Source organism: Microbulbifer harenosus (assembly GCF_005771435.1).
GTDB lineage: Bacteria > Pseudomonadota > Gammaproteobacteria > Pseudomonadales > Cellvibrionaceae > Microbulbifer > Microbulbifer harenosus.
This window is the reverse complement of the sequence record NZ_VANI01000012.1, coordinates 88,735-109,075: the sequence shown is the minus strand read 5'-3', so window position 1 is coordinate 109,075 and position 20,341 is coordinate 88,735. Positions and strand designations below refer to the sequence as shown.

Here is a 20,341-nt window from a genome sequence, read left to right as displayed (position 1 = left end):
GAGCTGGTGATGCTTCCGGGGCGGGCACTATTTATGTCCTCGACCCACTGCAGCAGTTCGGACATCTCATCGTGGATAACGCCGATCGAGTGGCACAGTCCGGCAGTACACCGCTGCGCTCAGTGGGCCGTCATCAGATCGTCGATGTGTACCAGCCCACCAATGGTGTCTGGAAGATCGAAGTCAGCGGTACCCCCTGGAAAGATTCCGATAACACCTATGGCTACGGTGTAGACGGACTCTGGGTCGACCTGGATGGCAGTGAAGCCGCCAGTACTCACTATCAGATCGTCAGCAACCGCGAAGGTGTACTGGAGATTCACACCAGCGATGATCTTTACTCCGCGCTTGGGAAAGAGCTGATCGGTGTGCAAACCTTTGCCAGCGTGCAGTTGCTGGGTGGTAGTTCACTGGATATTGGTGAAGACCGATTGGTTGTATTGGATTTGGTGAATTCGCAGTTTGCCGCGAACAGTTCACTGCTTGCGGGCGAGATCAGCCAGGAATTGATTCAACTTGCAGGCGAAGGTGGTGCGGCAATCACACTGCGCCACACCCCGCAGCTTTCCAATCTACTTCTAGATAATCTGGGTACTAGCACCCTGCGCTTCAGTGACAAAGTCAGTATCGACCAGCTCACGGTGACTTCGGGGAATGTCTACTTTGACGGTGGTTTGGACGTTGCTGGCAACCTGCTGATTGACAATGGGGCTTCGGTTTACTCCCTGTCAATTACTGCAAATCAGATCACGGTCAATGACAGTCAGCTTATTACCGAGTCTATTTCTTTGCTCGGGGACTTTGCGATTGGTGCGGGGGCTAGCGTTACGGTTCCCGCGGCAAATGTCAGCGCTAAACATATCTACCGGCTTTCTGTGATTGCTGACGGACAGTTGAGTATTGCCGAAACGGCATCGATTGATCTGGTCGGGAAGGGTTATCCGAACGATTACTACGCTGCTCCGGATTTCGCTTCGAATAGCAGTCTCGCATCGGGGCATGGCGGGCATCGACGTCACGGGAAGTCGGCGACTGGCCGTTATGAAGCCGCGTACTTTGCAGGCTCCGGTGGTGACGATTACGGCGTTGAGTATCCGGGGCATGGCGGTGGCGCCATGGACATTTCGGTGGCCGAGCTTGTGGTTCACGGCAGCATTCTGGCGAATGGCCAAAGCGGATATATTCTCGGTGGTGCCGGCGGGTCGATCTACATCGAGACTGAGAAGGTGTCAGGCGGAGAATCCGGTGTAATTACTGCCAATGGCGGTGGGCAGCGGAATCGATATGCGACTCATACCAGCTATTCTGCAGGCGCCGGTGGCCGAATCTCCATTTCCACCGGCTCGACAGAGGAATACGCGGGGTCTATTTCTGCCTCTTCCGGTCCTGGCGATATTGCCGGTGCGGGTACGGTGTATGTGCATGACCTGGCAGATTCAGTAGGTAGTCTCATTGTCGATAACGGCGGTGCTGAAGCTCAGGAAAACTCTACGCCGATACGGGCTATTGGCGAGCACCAGATTACAGCAGTGAAGCAATTGTCGCCGAACCGCTGGCGGGTGAGCGTTGCCGACGCGGTCTGGCAGTCGTCTGGTCAGTCCTTCAGCCACGGTCTGGACGGTTTGCTTGTGAGCTTGGATAGCACGGACCCGGAGTCCGCGCTATATCTGGTAATCAGTAATGCGGAATCTTCACTAGTCCTTGAATCGTTTGATGACCTGACCGGCGTAGTTGGAAACAGTCTGGTCGGTGTGCACCTGTTCAAATCTGTAACTGTGAGTAATGGTGCTTCCGTTGACTGGGGCGGAGATCGGTATCAGGAGCTTGGGGATGCGGTGAGCGCCCGGGACTCGGATGGTGACGGCCTGAGCGATATCGATGAAGTAACGATTCATCAGTCAGACAGCTACAATTCGGATACCGACAGCGATGGTGTTCCGGACGGTTTGGAGGTGGCCCTGGGAGCTTCTCCGATTGTTCATGGGGATGCTGATATCACGCCTTATGTGACCAGCCTTGTCTATGACACCAGTGATCGCGTGGTCGACCTGGAGGTGGATTCCAATATCATCGAATTTGATCTGCAAGCGCTGATAACCGTCGGAGATCAGTCCTATCTGTTGAACGTGGACCGCGAGGACCTGTTCCCCGTTGTATTTAGTTCCGATTCTGCGGTAGCTCAGCACCAAAAGGATGGTATCTATTTGCTGAATGAAGGCACGGCGAATATCTCAGCCTCGCTCGCAGGGCTGAACGCTCAGGTGCCCGTTCATATCTCCGGGCCGGCGTTGCAGAACTGGGCCAGCCAGACAATTGCCATGACTACGGATCGCCAGGTTCAGGCATTGACACTGAACAATTCCATAGTGGATGGTGGTGACTACCGGTTACAGGTAAATGGTGATGCACTAATCACGGGCACCAGTCCTGTACAAGTATCCTTGAAGCAGTTGTCCGTTGCGGGGAACCTGGTAATTGATGGTGCTTCGGTCACTTTGGATCTAGTGGATGGTCTTGAAGTCGCGGGTGAGTTGATTGTTCAAAACGGGGCTACAATCACTGTCCCTAATAGTTCGGTTACCAATAAGCGCATTTCTGCCCTTTCCATTTTTGCAGATGTCATAAAGGTTGATGCAGGGGCGGCGATTGACGTCAGTGGTCGCGGTTATCCGGGAACCGGTGACAGTGGCTACACTTGGCCGGATTACCAGACTGCCTGGTTCGATAGCGGGCATTCCAGTTGTCACGCCGGTAAGCGCCGCAGCGGAGATAGCTGCAGCTATGGTCGATACGAACGTGCGCGGTTTGCCGGTAGTGCAGGGGATTATTGGCGGAGTACAGAAACTGCTAACGGCGGTGGTGTAATTGAGTTGTTCGCTCGGGAGGCCATCGTCAATGGTTCGATATTGGCAGACGGACATGCTGGCTATGAGACAGGTGGCGCTGGTGGCAGTATCCACCTGGAGGTGGAAACACTGGCTGGTTCCGGTTTACTAAGAGCGGATGGTGGGCGCAATCACAGCAGTTATTCCAGCAATGGCAACCTTTCCGGTGCCGGCACTGGTGGCCGCATCAGTGTATACGCCTCGGATCGCAGTGGCTTTAGCGGCCACTACCGGGCTGCGAGTGGCAGTTACCAACCTTCCGGTGCCGGTACTGTCTACCTGCAGAATCCGCAAGAGAGCTACGGCCAGTTAATCATCGACAATGCGGGTCTCACTGCGCCACAGGGAAGCACACCGATACGTACGGTCGGCCGCCATGTAATTACCGGTGTAGACCTGATCGATACCGGCATTTGGCGCATTGAAGTAGAGGGTGAGCCTTGGGAGTCCACTGATGACTTTCTGCAGCGAGGCCTCTCGGGGATATCGGTTGATCTGAACGCATTGGATAAATCGGGCCCTCTGTATCCTATTGAGCGGAATACCACTAACACCATCACGGTACACACAGAGGATGATCTGTCCGCGGTAGTCGGCCAGTCACTGGTAGGTGTACACACTTTCGATACTGTTACCGTCTCAGGATATGCCTCACTGGATCTGGGGGATGATCGCTTGGTGCTGTTGGATCCTGCAGGATCAGAAATCACCTTCGGAAGTTCTCTGCACGTCGGCGAGCTGGATGAGGCCAGTATGCTGGTCTTTACCCCGACGGCTTACGAGCAGGGAGGTCTCTGGGGTACCTACTACGATAACCAGGACTTCACCGCCAAGCGCTTCTCGCAGGTTGATGAGCAGATCAACTTCGACTGGGGTTCTGGTTATCCCAGTGGCCTGCAGCACGATTACTTCAGTATTCGTTGGCAGGGTGAGCTGGAAGTGCCCGAAGACGGGGACTACACCTTTAGTGGTCGAGCGGATGATGAAATCCGGGTATGGATTGACGGAGAGCTGGTTGTAAACACCACCTGTTGTGATGGCTACCAGGCAGAGCCGGTGACCCTAACTGCCGGCCGTCACAGCATTCTAGTGGAGTACGAGCAGGCAACAGGCTCAACTTACGTCAATCTGTACTGGAGCTATGGACCAGTATTTGAGGAGCTGATTCCTTTTTCTGCGTTTTATTTCCGGAACCCAGGAGTTAGCGGTCGAATAATTTTCTCTCAGGTGTATGAGCTTGAAGAGAGCGAGCTGTATGCGTCAGCTGAACAGCCAATTACGTTCAGTCGCTCCGTGACAAGCAGAGCACTTACCCTGCAGTCGGGAAGCGTTATCTTCAATGAAGATCTCACTGTAAATGGCCCGCTTATTCTGAGTGAATTTACAGACTTGACCGTACATGGCCGCTTGTATGCGGAGTCCATTCAGCTGGCGGATCGCTCGATACTGAATGCTTCCGATATCGAAAGCATCGGTCAGATCGAGTTGCTTGGCGATTCAGTCGTGCGAGGGTTTTATGCGAACACCTCGACACGTGAAATTCGACCACTGCGAGTGTTGGCTGACTCTGTCATTCTGTCGGACAAGGCCAGCATTGATGCCAGTGGTCGGGGTTATCCGGGTACCGGTGACAGTGGTTATACCTGGCCGGATTACCAGACTACCTGGTTCGATAGCGGACACTCCAGCTGTCACGCCGGTAAGCGACGCAGTGGCGATAGCTGCAGCTACGGTCGACATGAGCGAGCACAGTTTGCCGGTAGTGCAGGGGATTATTGGTACGACTCCTACACCGGTAACGGTGGCGGCGTAATTGAGCTGATTGCCCGAGAGATTCAGCTGAATGGATCTTTGATTGCGAATGGTGCAGAGGGACTCTACACCGGCGGTGCGGGCGGCAGTATCCACTTGGAAGCCACCAGTCTATCGGGGACGGGCTTACTGCGGGCAAATGGAGGTCGTAACCACAGTAGCTATTCGAATAGCGGCAATCTTTCCGGTGCCGGTACCGGTGGTCGCATCAGTGTGTACGCGTCGGATCGCAGTGGTTTTACCGGCCGTTACCAGGCGGCAAGTGGTAGCTACCAGCCTTCAGGCGCCGGCACTGTGTATCTGCAGCATCCGCAAGAAAGCTACGGCCATTTAATTATTAACAATGCGAATCTCACGGCGCCTCAGGGCAGCACGCCGATACGCACTGTCGGTCGCCATGTGATTTCCGGTGCAGACCTGATCGATACCGGAGTCTGGCGTATCGAGGTTGAAGGTGAGCCTTGGGAGCCTACAGATGTGACGCTGCAGCGGGGGATTGCCGGTATATCCATTGATTTGGATGCGGTGGACAAATCTGGTCCGCTGTACCGTATCGAGCGAAATACCACGAACACCATCACCCTGTATACCGAAGATGATCTATCCGCGGTTGTTGGCCAGACCCTAGTGGGTGTACACACCTTCGATACCATAACGGTTTCCGGAAATGCCTCGCTGGATTTGGGGGACGACCGACTGGTGTTGTTGGATCCCGCAGGATCGGAAATAGCGTTCGGTAGCTCACTGCTCGTGGGTGAGCTGGACGAAGTAAGTATGCTGGTATTTACTCCCACTGCTTACGAACAGGGCGGTCTCTGGGGAACCTATTACGACAACCAGGACTTCACCGCCAAGCGCTTCTCGCAGGTGGATGAACAGATCAGCTTCGATTGGGGCTCCGGTTATCCCTCTGGACTGCAACACGATTACTTCAGTATTCGTTGGCAGGGTGAACTGGAAGTGCCCGAAGACGGGGACTACACCTTTAGCGGTCGAGCAGACGATGAAATCCGGGTATGGATTGACGGGGCGCTGGTTGTAAACACTACCTGTTGTGGTGACTATCAGGCTGATCCGGTGACGCTGACTGCCGGCCGTCACAGCATTCTGGTGGAGTACGAGCAGGCAACAGGCTCAACATACGTCAATCTGCGCTGGAGTTATGGTGCGGTGACAGAGGAGTTGATACCGGCGTCTGCATTTCATTTCCGCAATCCGGGTATCGAAGGGCAGCTCATCCTGTCCGAAACCATAGCGCTGACGGAAGCGGAGCTTCACTCCTCCCCCGAGCAGCCTGTGACCTTTTTGCGCCCGGTTACCGCCGGTGATCTCACCTTGAAAGGCGGAAGCTTCAACTTCAGGGGAGGACTGCAAGTAGCCGGAACACTGGTTCTCAGTGACCTGGCGGATGTACAAGTGTCGCAATCCTTGGTGGCAGACGATGTCGCCCTGATTAGCGGCTCTCATCTTACCGTCGAGAAATTGGTATCCGACAATCTGATTTTGAACGATGGCTCGAAATTACTCGGATTCGCAGCGAATGCAGATACCAAGACCGTTTCACCGCTCATTGTGGAAGTCAGTGGAAGCCTGGAGATAGATGGAACTTCGTCCATTGATGTTTCGGGCAAGGGGTACCCCAGCGAAAACTGGAGTGGCCCTGACTTTGACACACAATCCCGAGCGGGTTGCCACGGCGGTGTACCTAGTAATGTCGCCTTGGACTGTACGTACGGACGTTACCAGCGGGCGCGTTTTGCCGGCAGTGCCGGCCGTTACTACAACGCGGGTTCTCCGGGCTACGGCGGCGGGATTATTGAACTCTATGCCGGAACCGTTTCTCTGAATGGTGCTATCCGTGCAAATGGCTTGAGTGGCGGTGCCTACAACAACCTAGTAACAGGTGCGGGGGGCAGTGTTCACATCGAGTCCGCGAGCTTTGCGGGCACAGGTAGCGTTGAAGTGATCGGTGGCAATAACGCGTACTCCACCAGTTATCCGGCTGGTGCTGGTGGCCGCATCAGCCTGTACAGCGAAAGCAACAGCTTTACCGGTGAGCTTCGTACCCATGCAGGTACTTCTGGCACCGTATCCGGGGCTGGCACCGCTTATGTACAACTAATTTCGGAGGAGTACGGTCATCTGATCATCGATAATGGTGGCCGCAACGCAAAAGAAGGCAGCACGCCGATCCGGACCATTGGCCGACACCTTGTGACGGGGGTCGATCAGGTGGCGCCGGGCGAGTGGCGCCTGGAAGTAGAAGGTGAGCCATGGCGGCCAACGGACCTTGCGCTCGGTTGGGGGATCGACGGTATTACCGTAGATCTGGATGCGAGCGATGTTGCCGGCGAGCAATACGTCGTTGAGCGAAACTCCACCAATACCATAACGATCCTTACCAGCGATGATCTGAGTGGTGTACTGGGTAAAGAACTGGTGGGCGTCCATACGCTGGAAACCATCACCGTTACTGGCGGCGCCGATGTGGACTTCGGGGATGACCGGCTGGTGGTTCGTGACCCGCAAAACTCTCGAGTCGATAGTGGTGCGAGAGTGCAGGCGGGGTGGCTAAATGATGCCTTCCTGGCCAACGTACTGGAGTCTCAGGGGGCCGTGGAACTGACTCGCCCGCTGGTGATCGAGACCTTATCGTTGAGTGACGTTACGTCCGCTGTGTTGAAGGCGCCTTCGGTAAGTGTCTTATCTGGCGTGTCATTGACCAATGCGGCGCTGACGCTCGACACCAATGAGTTGACTGTCGGCGGTGATGTCATTCTGATGGCGAGCAGCCTGACGGCGCCTTACGCGCAGTCCTCTACGAAGACCTTGCAGGCATTGGACATCAATGTCGTCGGAACTCTGGATATTGACAGCGATTCGTCGATTGATGTTTCCGGCAGGGGCTATCCCAGTGAAGACTGGAGTGGGCCCGACTTCGAAACTCAGTCCCGTGGTGGCTGTCACGGGGGTATCCGTTTCGGTGCCGCTGAAGATTGTACCTATGGGCGCTACCAGTACGCCGAATTCGCCGGTAGTGCAGGCCGCTATTACAACAACGCAAGCCCTGGGCACGGTGGTGGTCTCATCCGGATCTATGCGGACACTGTCAACGTCGACGGTTCCATTCGCGCAAATGGTCTTAACGGCGGCGGCTACTACGAAACACAAGTTGCAGGAGCCGGTGGTTCCATTCACATTGAGGCGCAGCACTTTACCGGTAGCGGTACTCTGCAAACGGAAGGGGGAAGCAATAGCTATTCCAGTAATTACTCTTCCGGCGCCGGTGGTCGTATCAGTGTCTACACGGAAAGTGAAAACTTTATCGGTGAGTACCGTGTAAACAGCGGTACTGGTGGCCGTGTTGCTGGTGCCGGGACTGCTTATGTACTGCTGTCCTCACAGACCCATGGCCATCTAATTGTTGGCAATGGTGGTCGGCGAGCAGAAGACGCCAGCACACCAATTCGCACCATTGGTCGCCATCGCATTGTCGGCGTGGATGAAGTGGCAAGTGATGAGTGGCGTATTGAAGTTGAGGGGGAACCCTGGATACCCACAGATACAGATCTGGGTTGGGGCATTGACGGCATCAGTGTCGACCTCGATGCAAGTGAAGCTGCCGGCGAGCATTACAAGGTCGTGAAGAACAGCAAAAATACCATCACGGTATTGACTGAAAACGACCTTTCGGCGGTTGTCGGGCAGGAGCTGATGGGGGTCCACATCTTTGATGCTGTCACGGTTACCGGTGGTGCGTCGGTCGATTTCGGCGAGGATCGTGTAATCGTCCTCGACCCATCAGCGTCCTTTATTGATGCGCAATCCTCGCTGCACAGCGCGGAGCAGTTATGGGACGGTTCTCTTGTTCTGGATGGTCGTGCATGGTCGCTCAGCAACCGGGATAAGCTGCTCCAGATCAATGGCGATCTGACATTGGTTAATGGCGCGACGCTGTCAGCCCCCTCTGCCCAGAGTTCTTCGAAATCCCTGTATGGACTTCGATTGGAAGTCGCGGGCACGGTTTCCATTGATCTGGATTCCGTCATTGATGTTTCAGGAAGTGGTTACCCGAACGACAACTGGAGTGGACCTGACTTTGAAACGCAGTCGCGTGGTGGTTGTCACGGCGGAGTTCGCCGAAACACAACGGCCGATTGTACCTATGGCCGCTACGAGCGCGCGCGTTATGCCGGTAGCGGCGGTCACTATTACAACAGCAGCAACCGCGCCTACGGCGGAGGCCTTGTCGAGCTTTATGCTGCAAGTGTCGTGCTTGAGGGGGTTATTCGGGCCAATGGTGAAAATGGTGGATACCATAACGGTACCCAGGTTCCCGGTGCTGGGGGGGCGATTCATATCGAAACCCAGAGCTTTGGCGGTGCCGGTGCACTTGAGGTGACTGGTGGAAATAACAGTTATAGCACTAGTTATCCCGCCGGCAGTGGTGGGCGAATCAGTGTTTACACCGAGGTTGACAGTTTTACCGGTTCATTTGCTGTCAACAGCGGAACTGGTGGAACTGCATCGGGCGCTGGTACTGCATTCGTCTTTCCCTTGCTGCATACCTACGGTCGTTTGATCGTAGACAATGCAAGCCGTGAGGCAGTGGAAGGTAGTACGCCCATTCGACAGGTTGGTCGCCATACCATTGAGGCAGTCGAGCAGCTGTCACCGGATAAGTGGCGTGTTTACGTTGCGGAGAATGTCTGGCAGGCATCAGACAACCTCTATGACTGGGGTATTGATGGAATCAGTGTCGATCTGGATGCGAGCGACGGAGCAAGTCCGCATTATCTGGTGGAGTCTAATAACGAGGACAGCTTCACTGTCCGTACGACGGATGATCTCAGCGGTGTAGCCGGACAAGAACTCGTTGGTGTTCACACATTCGAGAGTATCAGTGTCACCGGTGGCGCTTCACTGGACTTTGGTGAAGACCGGCTGGTGGTATTGGATCCTGCGAACTCAACCATTGCCAATGGCGGACAGGTTCGTGCGGGCGCCCTGGATCACGAGCTGATTACCGCAGCACTGCACTCTGCGGGGCGTGTAGAAATAACCCAGCCGCTGGTGCTGGAGTCTCTGGCACTGACGGGCGTCTCAGACTCCACATTGAAAGCGCCATCGCTTTCGATCAGTGGGAATGTGAGTCTCGCAGATACGACGCTCACTCTGGATGTTGCCGAGTTCGTCACCGCAGGCGACTTCTTTCTGCAGGGCAGTAGCCTAACCACTCGTGATACAAACTCGTCATCCAAGGCTGTCTACCCAATTACTTTGGTGGTTGGTGGAAAACTCGCGGTGGATGCGGATTCAGTTATTGACGTATCTGGAAAAGGATTTCCCAGTGAAAATTGGAGTGGCCCCGATTCTTCGGACCAGTCCCGGGGTGGTTGCCATGGCGGGATTCGCAGCAACACAGTGGAAGACTGTACCTACGGTAGTTACCAGCGCGCCCGCTTTCCAGGTAGTGGTGGTCGGCAGTACGGTAACGCCACTGGTTTCGGTGGCGGTCTAGTCGAACTTTATGTTGGTGAACTTCTGCTGGACGGTGCTGTTCGGGCGAATGGTGCAAACGGTGGTTACTACAACGGAACCCAGGTAGCGGGTTCCGGTGGAGCAATTCATATCGAGGCGCAGAGCTTTAGCGGTACGGGCATGCTATCGGCAGTTGGTGGTAACAATGCCTATTCCAACAGCTATCCCGCTGGAGCTGGTGGTCGGATTAGTGTCTATACAGCCAGCGATAGCTTCGAGGGTGAATTCAATGTGAACGGTGGAACTGGCGGCGCAGCATCGGGCGCAGGTACCGCCTATGTTCAGCTGGAATCACAATCCTTCGGGCACTTGATTGTTGATAATGCTGGACGCAGTGCAAACACTGGTAGTACGCCAATCCGCGCTGTAGGCCGTCATTCGATTATCGCTGTGGAGGAAATCGGGGCCGGGGAATGGAGTATTCAGGTGGCTGAAACGCCCTGGACGCCAACGGATACTGAAAATGGGTGGGGTATCGATGGACTTATCGTTGACCTGAATTCTGGTGATGCGGGTAGCGGCTTCTATCTGGTGGAACGCAATACTGAGGATACGATCATTATCCTCACCGACGATGACCTCAGTGAAATTGTAGGTCAGCAATTAGTCGGTGTGCATACCTTTGAAACTGTTTTGATTACTGGTGGCGCATCTGTAGATTTCGGGGAGGATCGACTGATTGTTCTCAACCCCCAGGCTTCATATGTTGATGCACAGTCAGGTGTGCTCAGTAGCGAGCAGTGGTGGGAAGGCTCTCTCACCCTGGATGGGCAAAGCTGGTCGCTGACCAATGGCGCGGAGCTTGTTCGAATCAGCGGTGACCTTACGCTGAGTAATGGTAGTACGATCACTGCGCCGGCGGCACAGGTCACAAGCAAACAGCTCAATAGCGTTCTGCTTCAGGTCTCCGGTACGGTTAATATCGACGAAACATCTGCGATTGATGTGTCTGGTAAAGGTTACCCAGATACCGATTGGAGTGGACCTGACTTCAATTCACAGTCCCGTCCAGGTTGCCACGGAGGTTTGCCCGCAAATGCCGCACAGGATTGTACTTATGGACGTTACGAGCGGGCTCGCTATGCCGGTAGTGGTGGACAGCAATACAGCAGCGGAACCGGGCATGGCGGTGGTGTGGTAGAACTCCACACCACGAATCTGAACCTTGACGGTGCAATCCGCGCTAATGGCCACAATGGAGGCTATTACAACGGTAGCCAGGTGGCAGGTGCTGGCGGTTCTATACATTTGGAGGTGCAGAACTTCTCGGGCTCGGGATCCTTGGAAGTTACAGGCGGTAGCAACAGTTACTCGGCCAGTTACCCCGCAGGCGCGGGAGGACGAATCAGTGTGCAAACCGACGTAAATGGATTCGTTGGCACATTCCTCACCAACGGTGGCGTTAGCGGAAGCGTATCGGGAGCAGGTACTGCTTTCGTTCGTGAAGGCGGTCAAACATACGGATCCCTAATCGTCGACAATGCCAACCGTCAATCGGAAAGTGGGAGCACACCGATTCGTACGGTAGGTCGACTGGAGATTACTTCCGTGGAACCAGTGGCTGATAATCAATGGCGTATTAAGGTAGCAGGGAGCCCTTGGCAACCCAGTGATACTGCTTTGGGCTGGGGCCTAGATGGCACGATGGTGGATCTGAATGCAGGTGATACCACAAGTCGTCATTATCGAATTGAAAGCAACACAGAAAATGTACTGACGTTGATCACGGACGATGATATCAGTGGAGTTGTTGGGCAAGAACTGGTGGGTGTTCACACGTTCGAGTCAATCCGCGTTACGGGCGGGGCTTCAGTCAGTTTTGGTGGAGATCGACTCACTGTTCTCAATCCGTCAACATCCCACATCGATTCACAGTCCGTGGTCCTTAGCCACGAACAGATTTGGGATGGCTCCCTGGTGCTTGATGGTGAATCCTGGGCATTGAGCAATCGTGATCAGTTTGTGCAAATCAATGGTGATCTCACCTTACAGAATGGTGCCAATATATCTGCACCGTTTGCACTGACAGGAAGTAAGTCATTGTACGGTCTTCATCTGGCAGTGGATGGAGCACTTGTTATCGACGAGACTTCAGCAATTGATGTTTCAGGTAGGGGATATCCTGATACCGACTGGAGTGGACCGGATTTCCTGGACCAGTCCCGTGCCGGCTGTCATGGTGGAATACGTCATAACACAGCAGAAGATTGTACCTACGGACGACTTGAGAGAGCCCGCTTCGCGGGTAGTGGCGGAAAACCCTATGGGAGTGGAACCGGACACGGCGGAGGCGTCGTCGAGCTGTACTCAACCAGTATTAGCGTCAATGGTGCGATACGGGCCAACGGCGGCAATGGCGGCTACTTCAATGGTAGCCAAGTGGCGGGTGCTGGTGGTGCGATCCATATTGAAACAGCGAGTATTGTTGGCACCGGTACTTTAGAGGCCACCGGCGGAAGCAATCTATATTCCAGTGTATATCCTTCTGGCGCAGGAGGACGGATTTCAATCTATACCGAGGAAGACACCTTTACGGGAGAACTCAAGGTTCATGGGGGTACCGGAGGAGCTGTTTCTGGGGCCGGTACCGCCTTTGTACAACGCTACTCAGAGCTATATGGACACCTGATCGTCGACAACAATGGAAGAATTGCCAATGAAGGTAGTACGCCCGCTCGCAGTGTTGGTCGTCATCAGATCAATTCTGTGACTGAGTCTGAGGATGGTGTTTGGCGCGTTGGTGTGGCGGAGTCACCGTGGCGGCCGAGTGATGGTACGTTGGAATGGGGAATTGCTGGAATAATGGTAGATCTGGATGCTGGTGAAGCCAGTAGTCCTCACTATCTGATTGAAAGCAACACCGAGAACACAATTACACTGCGTACACAGGACGACCTGAATGGTATGTTAGGCCAAGAGTTACAGGGCGTTCACCGCTTTGAATCTGTAACCGTGGCTGGCGGTGCCTCTCTTAGCTTTGGTAACGATCGCCTGGAGCTTCCGAGCATGGATCGGTTGATTGTCGATCCCTCTGCAAGTTTTATTCGCGAATCGGTCATGGTTCAGTAGTTGGAGTCAATAAGAAAAATGATCAATAAAAAATTTTGGTTTATTCCGGTATTGTTAACTGCAATTTCGGCATGTTCTGGGAAGAATTCTTTCGATGGCCGCGGAGCTTTCGTGAGTGGAGATAGCATTTCAATAGAGAAGTACGCAGAAATTACTCGAATTCCCGAAAGGGCTTCGGAGCGTAAGCGCTCGGCTTATGACGCGTTTATGGATAGAAGTCGGATAGCAAGCTATTTATTGGAAGGCGAGCTCTCGGATGATGATGCGATAAAGATAGAGCTTCAGGAAGCTTTGAATCAAAAAGTCATTGCTGCATATTTTAATAAATACCTGTCTAATAACATTAGTGAAGACGCGTATAAAGCTTATTACGAAAATAATCGGGAGAAATATGTTCTGCGTGACTTTGTGGTTGATCGGTTTTCAATACGGCCGCGGAAAGTTGGGCAAGATACGGAATTATTGTTAGAAGCGGCCATGGAATCGCTTAGGAATGAGATGCTTGCTGGTAAAAGCCATGAAGAAATCTTGAGCGCTTTTGAGGGAGAGGAAAACCTGATCGTAACCGCTGACGTGGGTGTTAGCTTAGCTGCAGAAAATGTTAGCTATGAACTTGTCGACGCATTGCAAGGATTGGCTGAAGGTGGGGTAAGTAAACCTGTCTCTGCTATGCGAGGCGTCCAGTTATTTCGGGTGGCCAAGGTAACGGAACGACAGCAGTCATTTGACGATGTTTCTGGAAAAATCAAATTCGAATTGAATAACTCATTAAAAGATCATGAGTATGAAAGGCTATTAAAACTCGCTCGAACCTCTGAAGACACCTGATAGGAGAGGTGATTTCTCGGGAGCAAGTTTTTGCAAAACGACGGTCGAAATGAACGCCAGTTGAGGTACCACTGGCGTTTTTTTATGCTTGCTGTTCTTCCTGTGTCGTCTTATTTTCGTAGAGGTTGAATTCCGCGCATTTAATTTTGATTAAAAAGTGTACGGCGTCGTCGAACACGTCCCGGGGACTAAACTAGAGGTACAGCAATCGAGGACCGGAAGAGGATGTTCCTGGCCTGCTGAAGTGATGAAATGCGAATCGCGAGGTAGTCGTCATGAGTCGCACAGGGATCGCAGTGGTGGCAATGGGTGCCACCCTGTGCTTACAAGGTTGTATATTTGTCCCCTTTGATAACGAACACAGTTACGACCCGTTTTTCTTTAACCCGGACGATAAGAGCCAGACGGCGGACTTCGTCGAGGTAGGCAATTACCTGCCCAATGCCTCGGCGCCGCCCGCGGCCAGCCGCCAGTGTTCGACGGATGTTGAGCATACCCGGGTGGGTTCCGCCTGCTGGTTTTTTCCGGTGATGCGGGTCTATTGATTCCCGGATAGAAGCGGATTGGATTAACGCGGCCTTTCGGTAGGGAAGGCCGCAATTTTTCGTCGGTTGATCAGGAGGCCCCATGCGCACCCGAGTGTTTCCCCTAACTCTTTTGGCGGCAGCCACGTTGTCCACCTCGTTACTCGCCGCCTGCGGTACCAGCAGCGTGCGCGATCAGGTGGTCTACCCTAACAGTGCACCCATTCCCCGTGCGCCGGCGCATGCGGAGCAGAAAACCAACTACGACGGCTGCCCTGGGGACGCCGAGGAGTTGGCCCCCGGTTCCATCTGTCCGGCCTCGGCCCAGTGTTATGAAATTTCCCGCGGACGCCGCTGTATCGTTTACGAGAAGTAATTTCCGGGAATACGCAGTGGATGGGCGGCGAATCCCATTGATGTTCACAGAGGAAGTGAAATGAAATTGCGTCTGTTGGCTCTGGTGGTGACGATTTTTTTTGCCGGTTGCGCGGGTACTGCCGGCAATATCGAAAATGTGAAAAGCATGGATGGCTTCTGGTGTGATCTGACCGGTACCCCCGCGACCTATTACCAGGGACGGTTGCCGCAGAATCTCACACCCTTGTATCCCCGCAATTGCTTTGCCGGTGACACACAGGTTCCAACCGCCAGCGCCTGCCTCACCGGTGACAGTATCTGCTACCAGCTGGATACCGGAAGCTGGTGTACGGCGGGGGTTGCGCCCCAGTGTCCGGCCGGTACCGCACCGCTGACCATGGATGCGCCGTGTCCGGATGAGGGCCACTGTCGGATCTACAGCGAGGGTCTGCGCTGCTATTCCGTCGGCGTGTAGTTGGTACGGTCGGTGCTGAACCCCATGCGAAGCGCTCAGGGTTCAGGTAGTACTTCCGATGATCTGGCTGAAAGGCGTACTGGTCGCCATTGATCAACTGGGCAATGCCATCGCCGGTGGCAACCCGGATGCCACCATTTCTGCCCGTACCGGCTATTTTGCCCGGGTTAAGGAAACTCCATTCCGGCCATGGTGGCAGTTAATGGAGCGCATCATCGACTTCACCTTTCGCCCCATTGACGGTCCCGATCACTGTTATAACGCCTATCTCAGAGACAAGGACGAAGAGCACCGCGAAGGCAGCGACCTGATGCGGGGCGTGCTCGGTATTCTTATCATCCTGGTGTGCCTGCCACTGTCTCTGATTACCAGAGTGTACGCGGTGTTTTTTCCGCGTCGTCGCTGAGCGGTTCATCGGCAACTTTCCCGATTTTGACCTCAAACTGTAACTCCCCGGAAATACCATCTGGCGTTCCATCGCACTGTGCAAGCCGGGGGGGCGAATGCCTGAATTGAATGCGGAACAATCATCGCTGACTTTACAGCTGATTGAGGGAGCTCCCAGGCTGAAGCGTTTTGTTCAGCGTCATGCCGACAATGCCACGGATGTGGCGGACCTTTATCAGGAATCCATCACACGTGTACTGGAACAGGCGCGGGAACAGCGTATCAACAACCCGGTCGCCTATGCGATTCGCATCGCCCGCAATCTGATCATCAACCGCGGCCCGGTGGCGCACGCCGAAGAGACGGAGATGGTCTGTCCGGGGCCGTCTCCGGAGGAAAACACCAGCCGGCAGCAACAACTGCAGGAGATCCTGACAATTCTGGAAACCATGCCAGCACTGCGCCGCGAAGTCTTTATTCGCCGACGTCTTGACGGTGAAAGCCGCGAGGAGATTGCCCGCGCGCTGGGTATCAGCGTTGAGGCGGTAAAAAAACACATCAGCCGCGCGCTGGCCGATATTCAGCGAGCGCTGGATGAAGGGAGGATAGCGTGAGCCCTGTAACGGATGCTTACCAGGAGGCCGCCTACTGGCTGGAACTGCTGTCTGAGGGAGAGCCCGACCCTGTGACGGCACGCCGTTTCGAGAACTGGCTCAAGGCGGACCGCCAACACGCCGTCATTTTCGAGCGCATGGTGAATACCTGGGATTCCCCAATTTTGCAGGAGGCGCTGACAAGCTCGGCGCCCACTGACGATGACCGGCGCGGCGGAACAAACCATCCGCTCGCGCGTTGGCTGATGCCAATGGCGGCGGCCGCCTGCCTGCTACTGGCACTGTGGCAGTTCCCTTTCCGCGAGCATCAGCCGCCGTATACCGCGCACTTTGAAACGCCGGCGATGCAGCCGCGACAGCTGAGTCTCGCGGATGGATCGCGGCTGCAATTGGATGCGGCGAGTATTGTGGACGTGCGGCTCGACGCCACGGCGCGACGGATTGAGCTGCGCCAGGGCGCCGCCTACTTTGATGTCGCCCACGACGCATCGCGGCCGTTTGAAGTCGGCATCGGCGATGCGCGTGTGACGGCTCTGGGCACCGAGTTCAATATCGAATCCTCCTCCTACGGTATCGACGTTACCGTCCATGAGGGCCGTGTCGAAGTACGTACAAGGGCCCCGGAAGAACCGGTAATACTGAGTGCCGGTCAGCGGGTGCGTATTTCCTCTGTTGGCATAGAGGCCGCCGAGGCCGTCGCCCTCGATGACCTGCTCGACTGGCGCCAGGGGTGGGTTGAAATTCGCGATCGTCCACTGCCCTATTTGCTTGAGCGCCTCTCGCGCTATAGCCCCGCGCCCATTGTGGCGGAGGGCGAGCTCGCGCAATTGCCGATCGCGGGTCGCTTCAGGCTTGCGGAAACCAATGAGAACCTGGCCCTTCTCGCGCGTCTGTATGGGCTCAGTGTCAGCCGCTCGCCGGACCGCATTGAGCTAAGGCGAGCTGTCGACTGATAGGCACCGACAATGGAAGGTTTGCCTATTCCCACTTTCCGTCGGTCCATGAATGATCGCCGTACACGAGCCTGGCGATTCAATCTCCTGTGTGAAATTGCTGTCTGCTGTACGCTGCTCGCTCCGGTTCCGCTACAGGCGGCGGTTACAGATTTTTCCATCCCCGCCGGTCCTCTGTCCGATGCGCTGGCTCATTTCTCGAGAATCACCGGACAGACAGTACTCTATGACCCGCGCCTGGTGTCAGGATTGGAAGCTCCCCCGGTTAGCGGGGAATTTTCCCGGGAGGATGCCATTGCGCACCTGCTACAGAATGCCGCTCTGGTTGCGGAGCGTCAGGGCGCAAGCTGGTTGATTGTATCTCGCCGAGATTCACCGCCCGAGCCCGCCACTGGCAACGCGCCCTCCACGGCTGCAGGCGTAGAAGAGGTGCTGGTGAAGGGCATTCCCGCTGCGTACCAGCAATCTTCGCTGCAAAAGAAATATCATTCCAACAGGCACCAGGACTTTCTTCAGACTGCCGATATCCAGCGTTTACCGGCAGCGAATATCGCCGAAGCAATTACTCGCAGCGCCGGGATTTCCGTGGTGCGCGACCGGGGCGAGGCGTTATTTATCAGCATGCGCGGTCTGCCTACCCAGTTTAATCAGGTTACGCTTAACGGCAATGCACTGGCGAGCAGTGAAAATGTGCGGACGTCCGAGCAGTATGGGCGGCGCTTTCACTACAACCTGTTGCCTGCGGAGCTGGTCTCGGCCGTTGCTCTGAGCAAAAGTGCCTCTGCCGCCGACACCGCCGGTGCCATTGGTGGCCAGATCAACTTACAGACGCACCGCCCCCTGGAAATGGGGGCCAGTGGCGTGAGCACCCGTGTCGCGGGAAGTTCTTCGCAACTGGTTGGTGAAACCAGTCCGCGTATATCGGTTGCGGGCAACTGGGTAAACCGCGACAGCAGTCTCGGATTGTCGTTGATCACAGCCTATTCCCAGCGCAGCCTGCGGCAGGACCGGGTATTGAATTTCCGCTGGCTGGAGTCGCAAAACGGTACCCTTTCTCCCGGTGGCATCCGCCCCACCTTGGAGCGGGAAGAAAGCCAACGGCTGGGAATCAGCACCGCGCTGCAGTGGCAGTCTGGAAATGGAATCGCCCTGGACGTGGATCTGTTTGGCGTGAAGCGGCACAGCGATTATCAGGAGTTTTCCTACAGTGCCGACTACGACATCGACCAGCTAGTTCCCGACAGCCTGCAGTGGCGGGGCGATGCATTGATTGGTGGAGATACACAAACGGGGTCGGTACAGATTGGGCGTGAGAGCGCCGGGCTTACGGATTCGCTGTATCACGGCAGTGTGTCCCTGTCTCGAGAAACGGATGAGTGGAAAGTGACTGGCGCACTGGCGATGTCGCGCGCACACAGTTACAACAGCGATCCGATACGGAGAACACGGCTGCGCAGAGACGGCGATGTTGCTTTCCAGTTCTGGTATCCAAAAAGTGGCGAAGGCGCACTCCCAACCGTTACCTACCACAATGTCTCACTGAACGATCCGGAAGACTTCCCGGGGCGGCGACTGGAATGGCGGTACATCAATGCACAAGACGGTAAAAACACCCTCAAGCTGGCGGCTTCACGCACACTGGATGACGGTCCGCTTGAGCGAGTGGAGTTCGGCGCGGAGTGGCAATTCTTCAGCAGGGATTATCAACGCCGTGATCGGATGATCAGCGACGGTATCGAGGGTGCATTTTTTCCCGACGAATATTTTCTTGCGCTACCTGTGGATGATTTCCTCCACAGCGTGCAGGCGCACTTGCCCGCGCAGTGGCTGGTGCCCGATGAGGAGCGATTCTGGCAGCTGGCAGACCCCGGATATCTGACAGACACTGCGCAGTCTTCGGCCGACCGTATGAATTCCTATAACGTTGCGGAAAACAACCGAGCGCTGTTTGTTCGCTCTGATATGCGTTTGGAGCGCTGGCGAGGAGAGTTAGGCCTGCGTTACCTCCAGGGAAGCCGACATGCGCGCGGACACTGGCCGGACGAGAGTATGCAGGTTCTTCCTTTGACAGTGACGGCGAGTGAGGACCGCCTGTTGCCGTCGCTGAATCTGAGCTTCGCACCAGCGCGGGATCAGTTGCTGCGATTTTCCGCCGCACGGGTCGTCAACCGGCCGGACCTGCAGGACCTGGCGCCGCGGCTCACCCTCAATTCCGGAGACACGCTGACGGCCGTGGGGGGCAATCCCGAGCTGAAAATGGTCGTGGGTAACCAGTTTGACTTCGCCTGGGAATGGTACCTACCCGCGGACGGGCTGTTCAGTATCAGTGTATTTCATACGACACTGGATGGCTTTATCCAGACCGACACTCGCGACATCGACATCGGCGGTCAGACCTATGAATTGACCAGCCGCAGTAACGGGGGCAGTGCCCGTATCAATGGACTGGAAATGGAATACCGGGAGCGGTTCAGCCAGCTGCCCAGTCCCTGGGATGGCCTCGGTATACGGGCAAACATTTCACTGACAGACTCCAATGCCAGGTACCGGGCGGGCGATCAGTACGTGGAAGATACGCTTGCGGATGTAGCGCCGCGTACCGCCAATGCCGGGATATGGTTTGAGTCGGCGGCGGTGACGGTCAATGTCGACTACGGCTGGCGGGATCAGATCCTGAAGCAGGTGGGAAGCTTCAATCAGGCGACGCAGAACAGTGAACCGTTCGGCAACCTCGATGCACGTATTAGCGTGGCCCTCGGCCGAGACATTTCTCTATTTGCCGAGGGCTCCAATCTAACCGGCGCGGCCGAGAGAGAATCCATAGCCGGTGGTGAATTCGCCGGTTACAGCTACTACGGCCGCACGTTTACCCTAGGGGTGGATGCCAGATTCTGAA

Annotated in this window: 9 protein-coding genes; all 9 read left to right on the top strand. The window is 55.2% G+C overall.

What is annotated here, in order from left to right:
• The first annotated feature begins 71 nt into the window (after positions 1 to 71).
• The 9 genes from FDY93_RS12415 to FDY93_RS12375 all read left to right on the top strand — a co-directional run bounded on the left by FDY93_RS12415 (position 72) and on the right by FDY93_RS12375 (position 20,340).
• The gene (locus FDY93_RS12415; RefSeq protein WP_220446185.1) at positions 72 to 13,307 is read left to right on the top strand and encodes a PA14 domain-containing protein; all 13,236 of its coding nucleotides are present in this window, start codon (positions 72 to 74) and stop codon (positions 13,305 to 13,307) included.
• A gap of 18 nt (positions 13,308 to 13,325) precedes the next feature.
• Positions 13,326 to 14,135, top strand: a complete 810-nt coding sequence (locus FDY93_RS12410; RefSeq protein WP_138236078.1) for a peptidyl-prolyl cis-trans isomerase — start codon at positions 13,326 to 13,328, stop codon at positions 14,133 to 14,135.
• A gap of 275 nt (positions 14,136 to 14,410) precedes the next feature.
• Positions 14,411 to 14,680, top strand: coding sequence for a hypothetical protein (locus FDY93_RS12405; protein ID WP_138236077.1), 270 nt, complete (start codon positions 14,411 to 14,413; stop codon positions 14,678 to 14,680).
• 82 nt (positions 14,681 to 14,762) lie between these two features.
• A complete protein-coding gene (locus tag FDY93_RS12400) occupies positions 14,763 to 15,035 on the top strand; it encodes a hypothetical protein (RefSeq protein WP_138236076.1) in 273 nt (90 codons plus the stop codon).
• A gap of 60 nt (positions 15,036 to 15,095) precedes the next feature.
• A complete protein-coding gene (locus FDY93_RS12395; RefSeq protein WP_138236075.1) occupies positions 15,096 to 15,491 on the top strand; it encodes a hypothetical protein in 396 nt (131 codons plus the stop codon).
• A gap of 58 nt (positions 15,492 to 15,549) precedes the next feature.
• Positions 15,550 to 15,897 (top strand): hypothetical protein, encoded by a 348-nt coding sequence (locus FDY93_RS12390; protein ID WP_138236074.1) that lies wholly within the window; start codon positions 15,550 to 15,552, stop codon positions 15,895 to 15,897.
• 97 nt (positions 15,898 to 15,994) lie between these two features.
• The gene (locus tag FDY93_RS12385) at positions 15,995 to 16,492 is read left to right on the top strand and encodes an RNA polymerase sigma factor (RefSeq protein WP_138236073.1); all 498 of its coding nucleotides are present in this window, start codon (positions 15,995 to 15,997) and stop codon (positions 16,490 to 16,492) included.
• On the top strand, positions 16,489 to 17,445 hold the full coding sequence (locus FDY93_RS12380; RefSeq protein WP_138236072.1) for a FecR family protein: 957 nt from the start codon (positions 16,489 to 16,491) through the stop codon (positions 17,443 to 17,445). The genes FDY93_RS12385 and FDY93_RS12380 overlap by 4 nt, the downstream gene beginning before the upstream one ends.
• Positions 17,446 to 17,457: 12 nt before the next feature.
• Positions 17,458 to 20,340, top strand: a complete 2,883-nt coding sequence (locus tag FDY93_RS12375; protein ID WP_138236071.1) for a TonB-dependent receptor — start codon at positions 17,458 to 17,460, stop codon at positions 20,338 to 20,340.
• The last annotated feature ends 1 nt before the right edge of the window (position 20,341 follow it).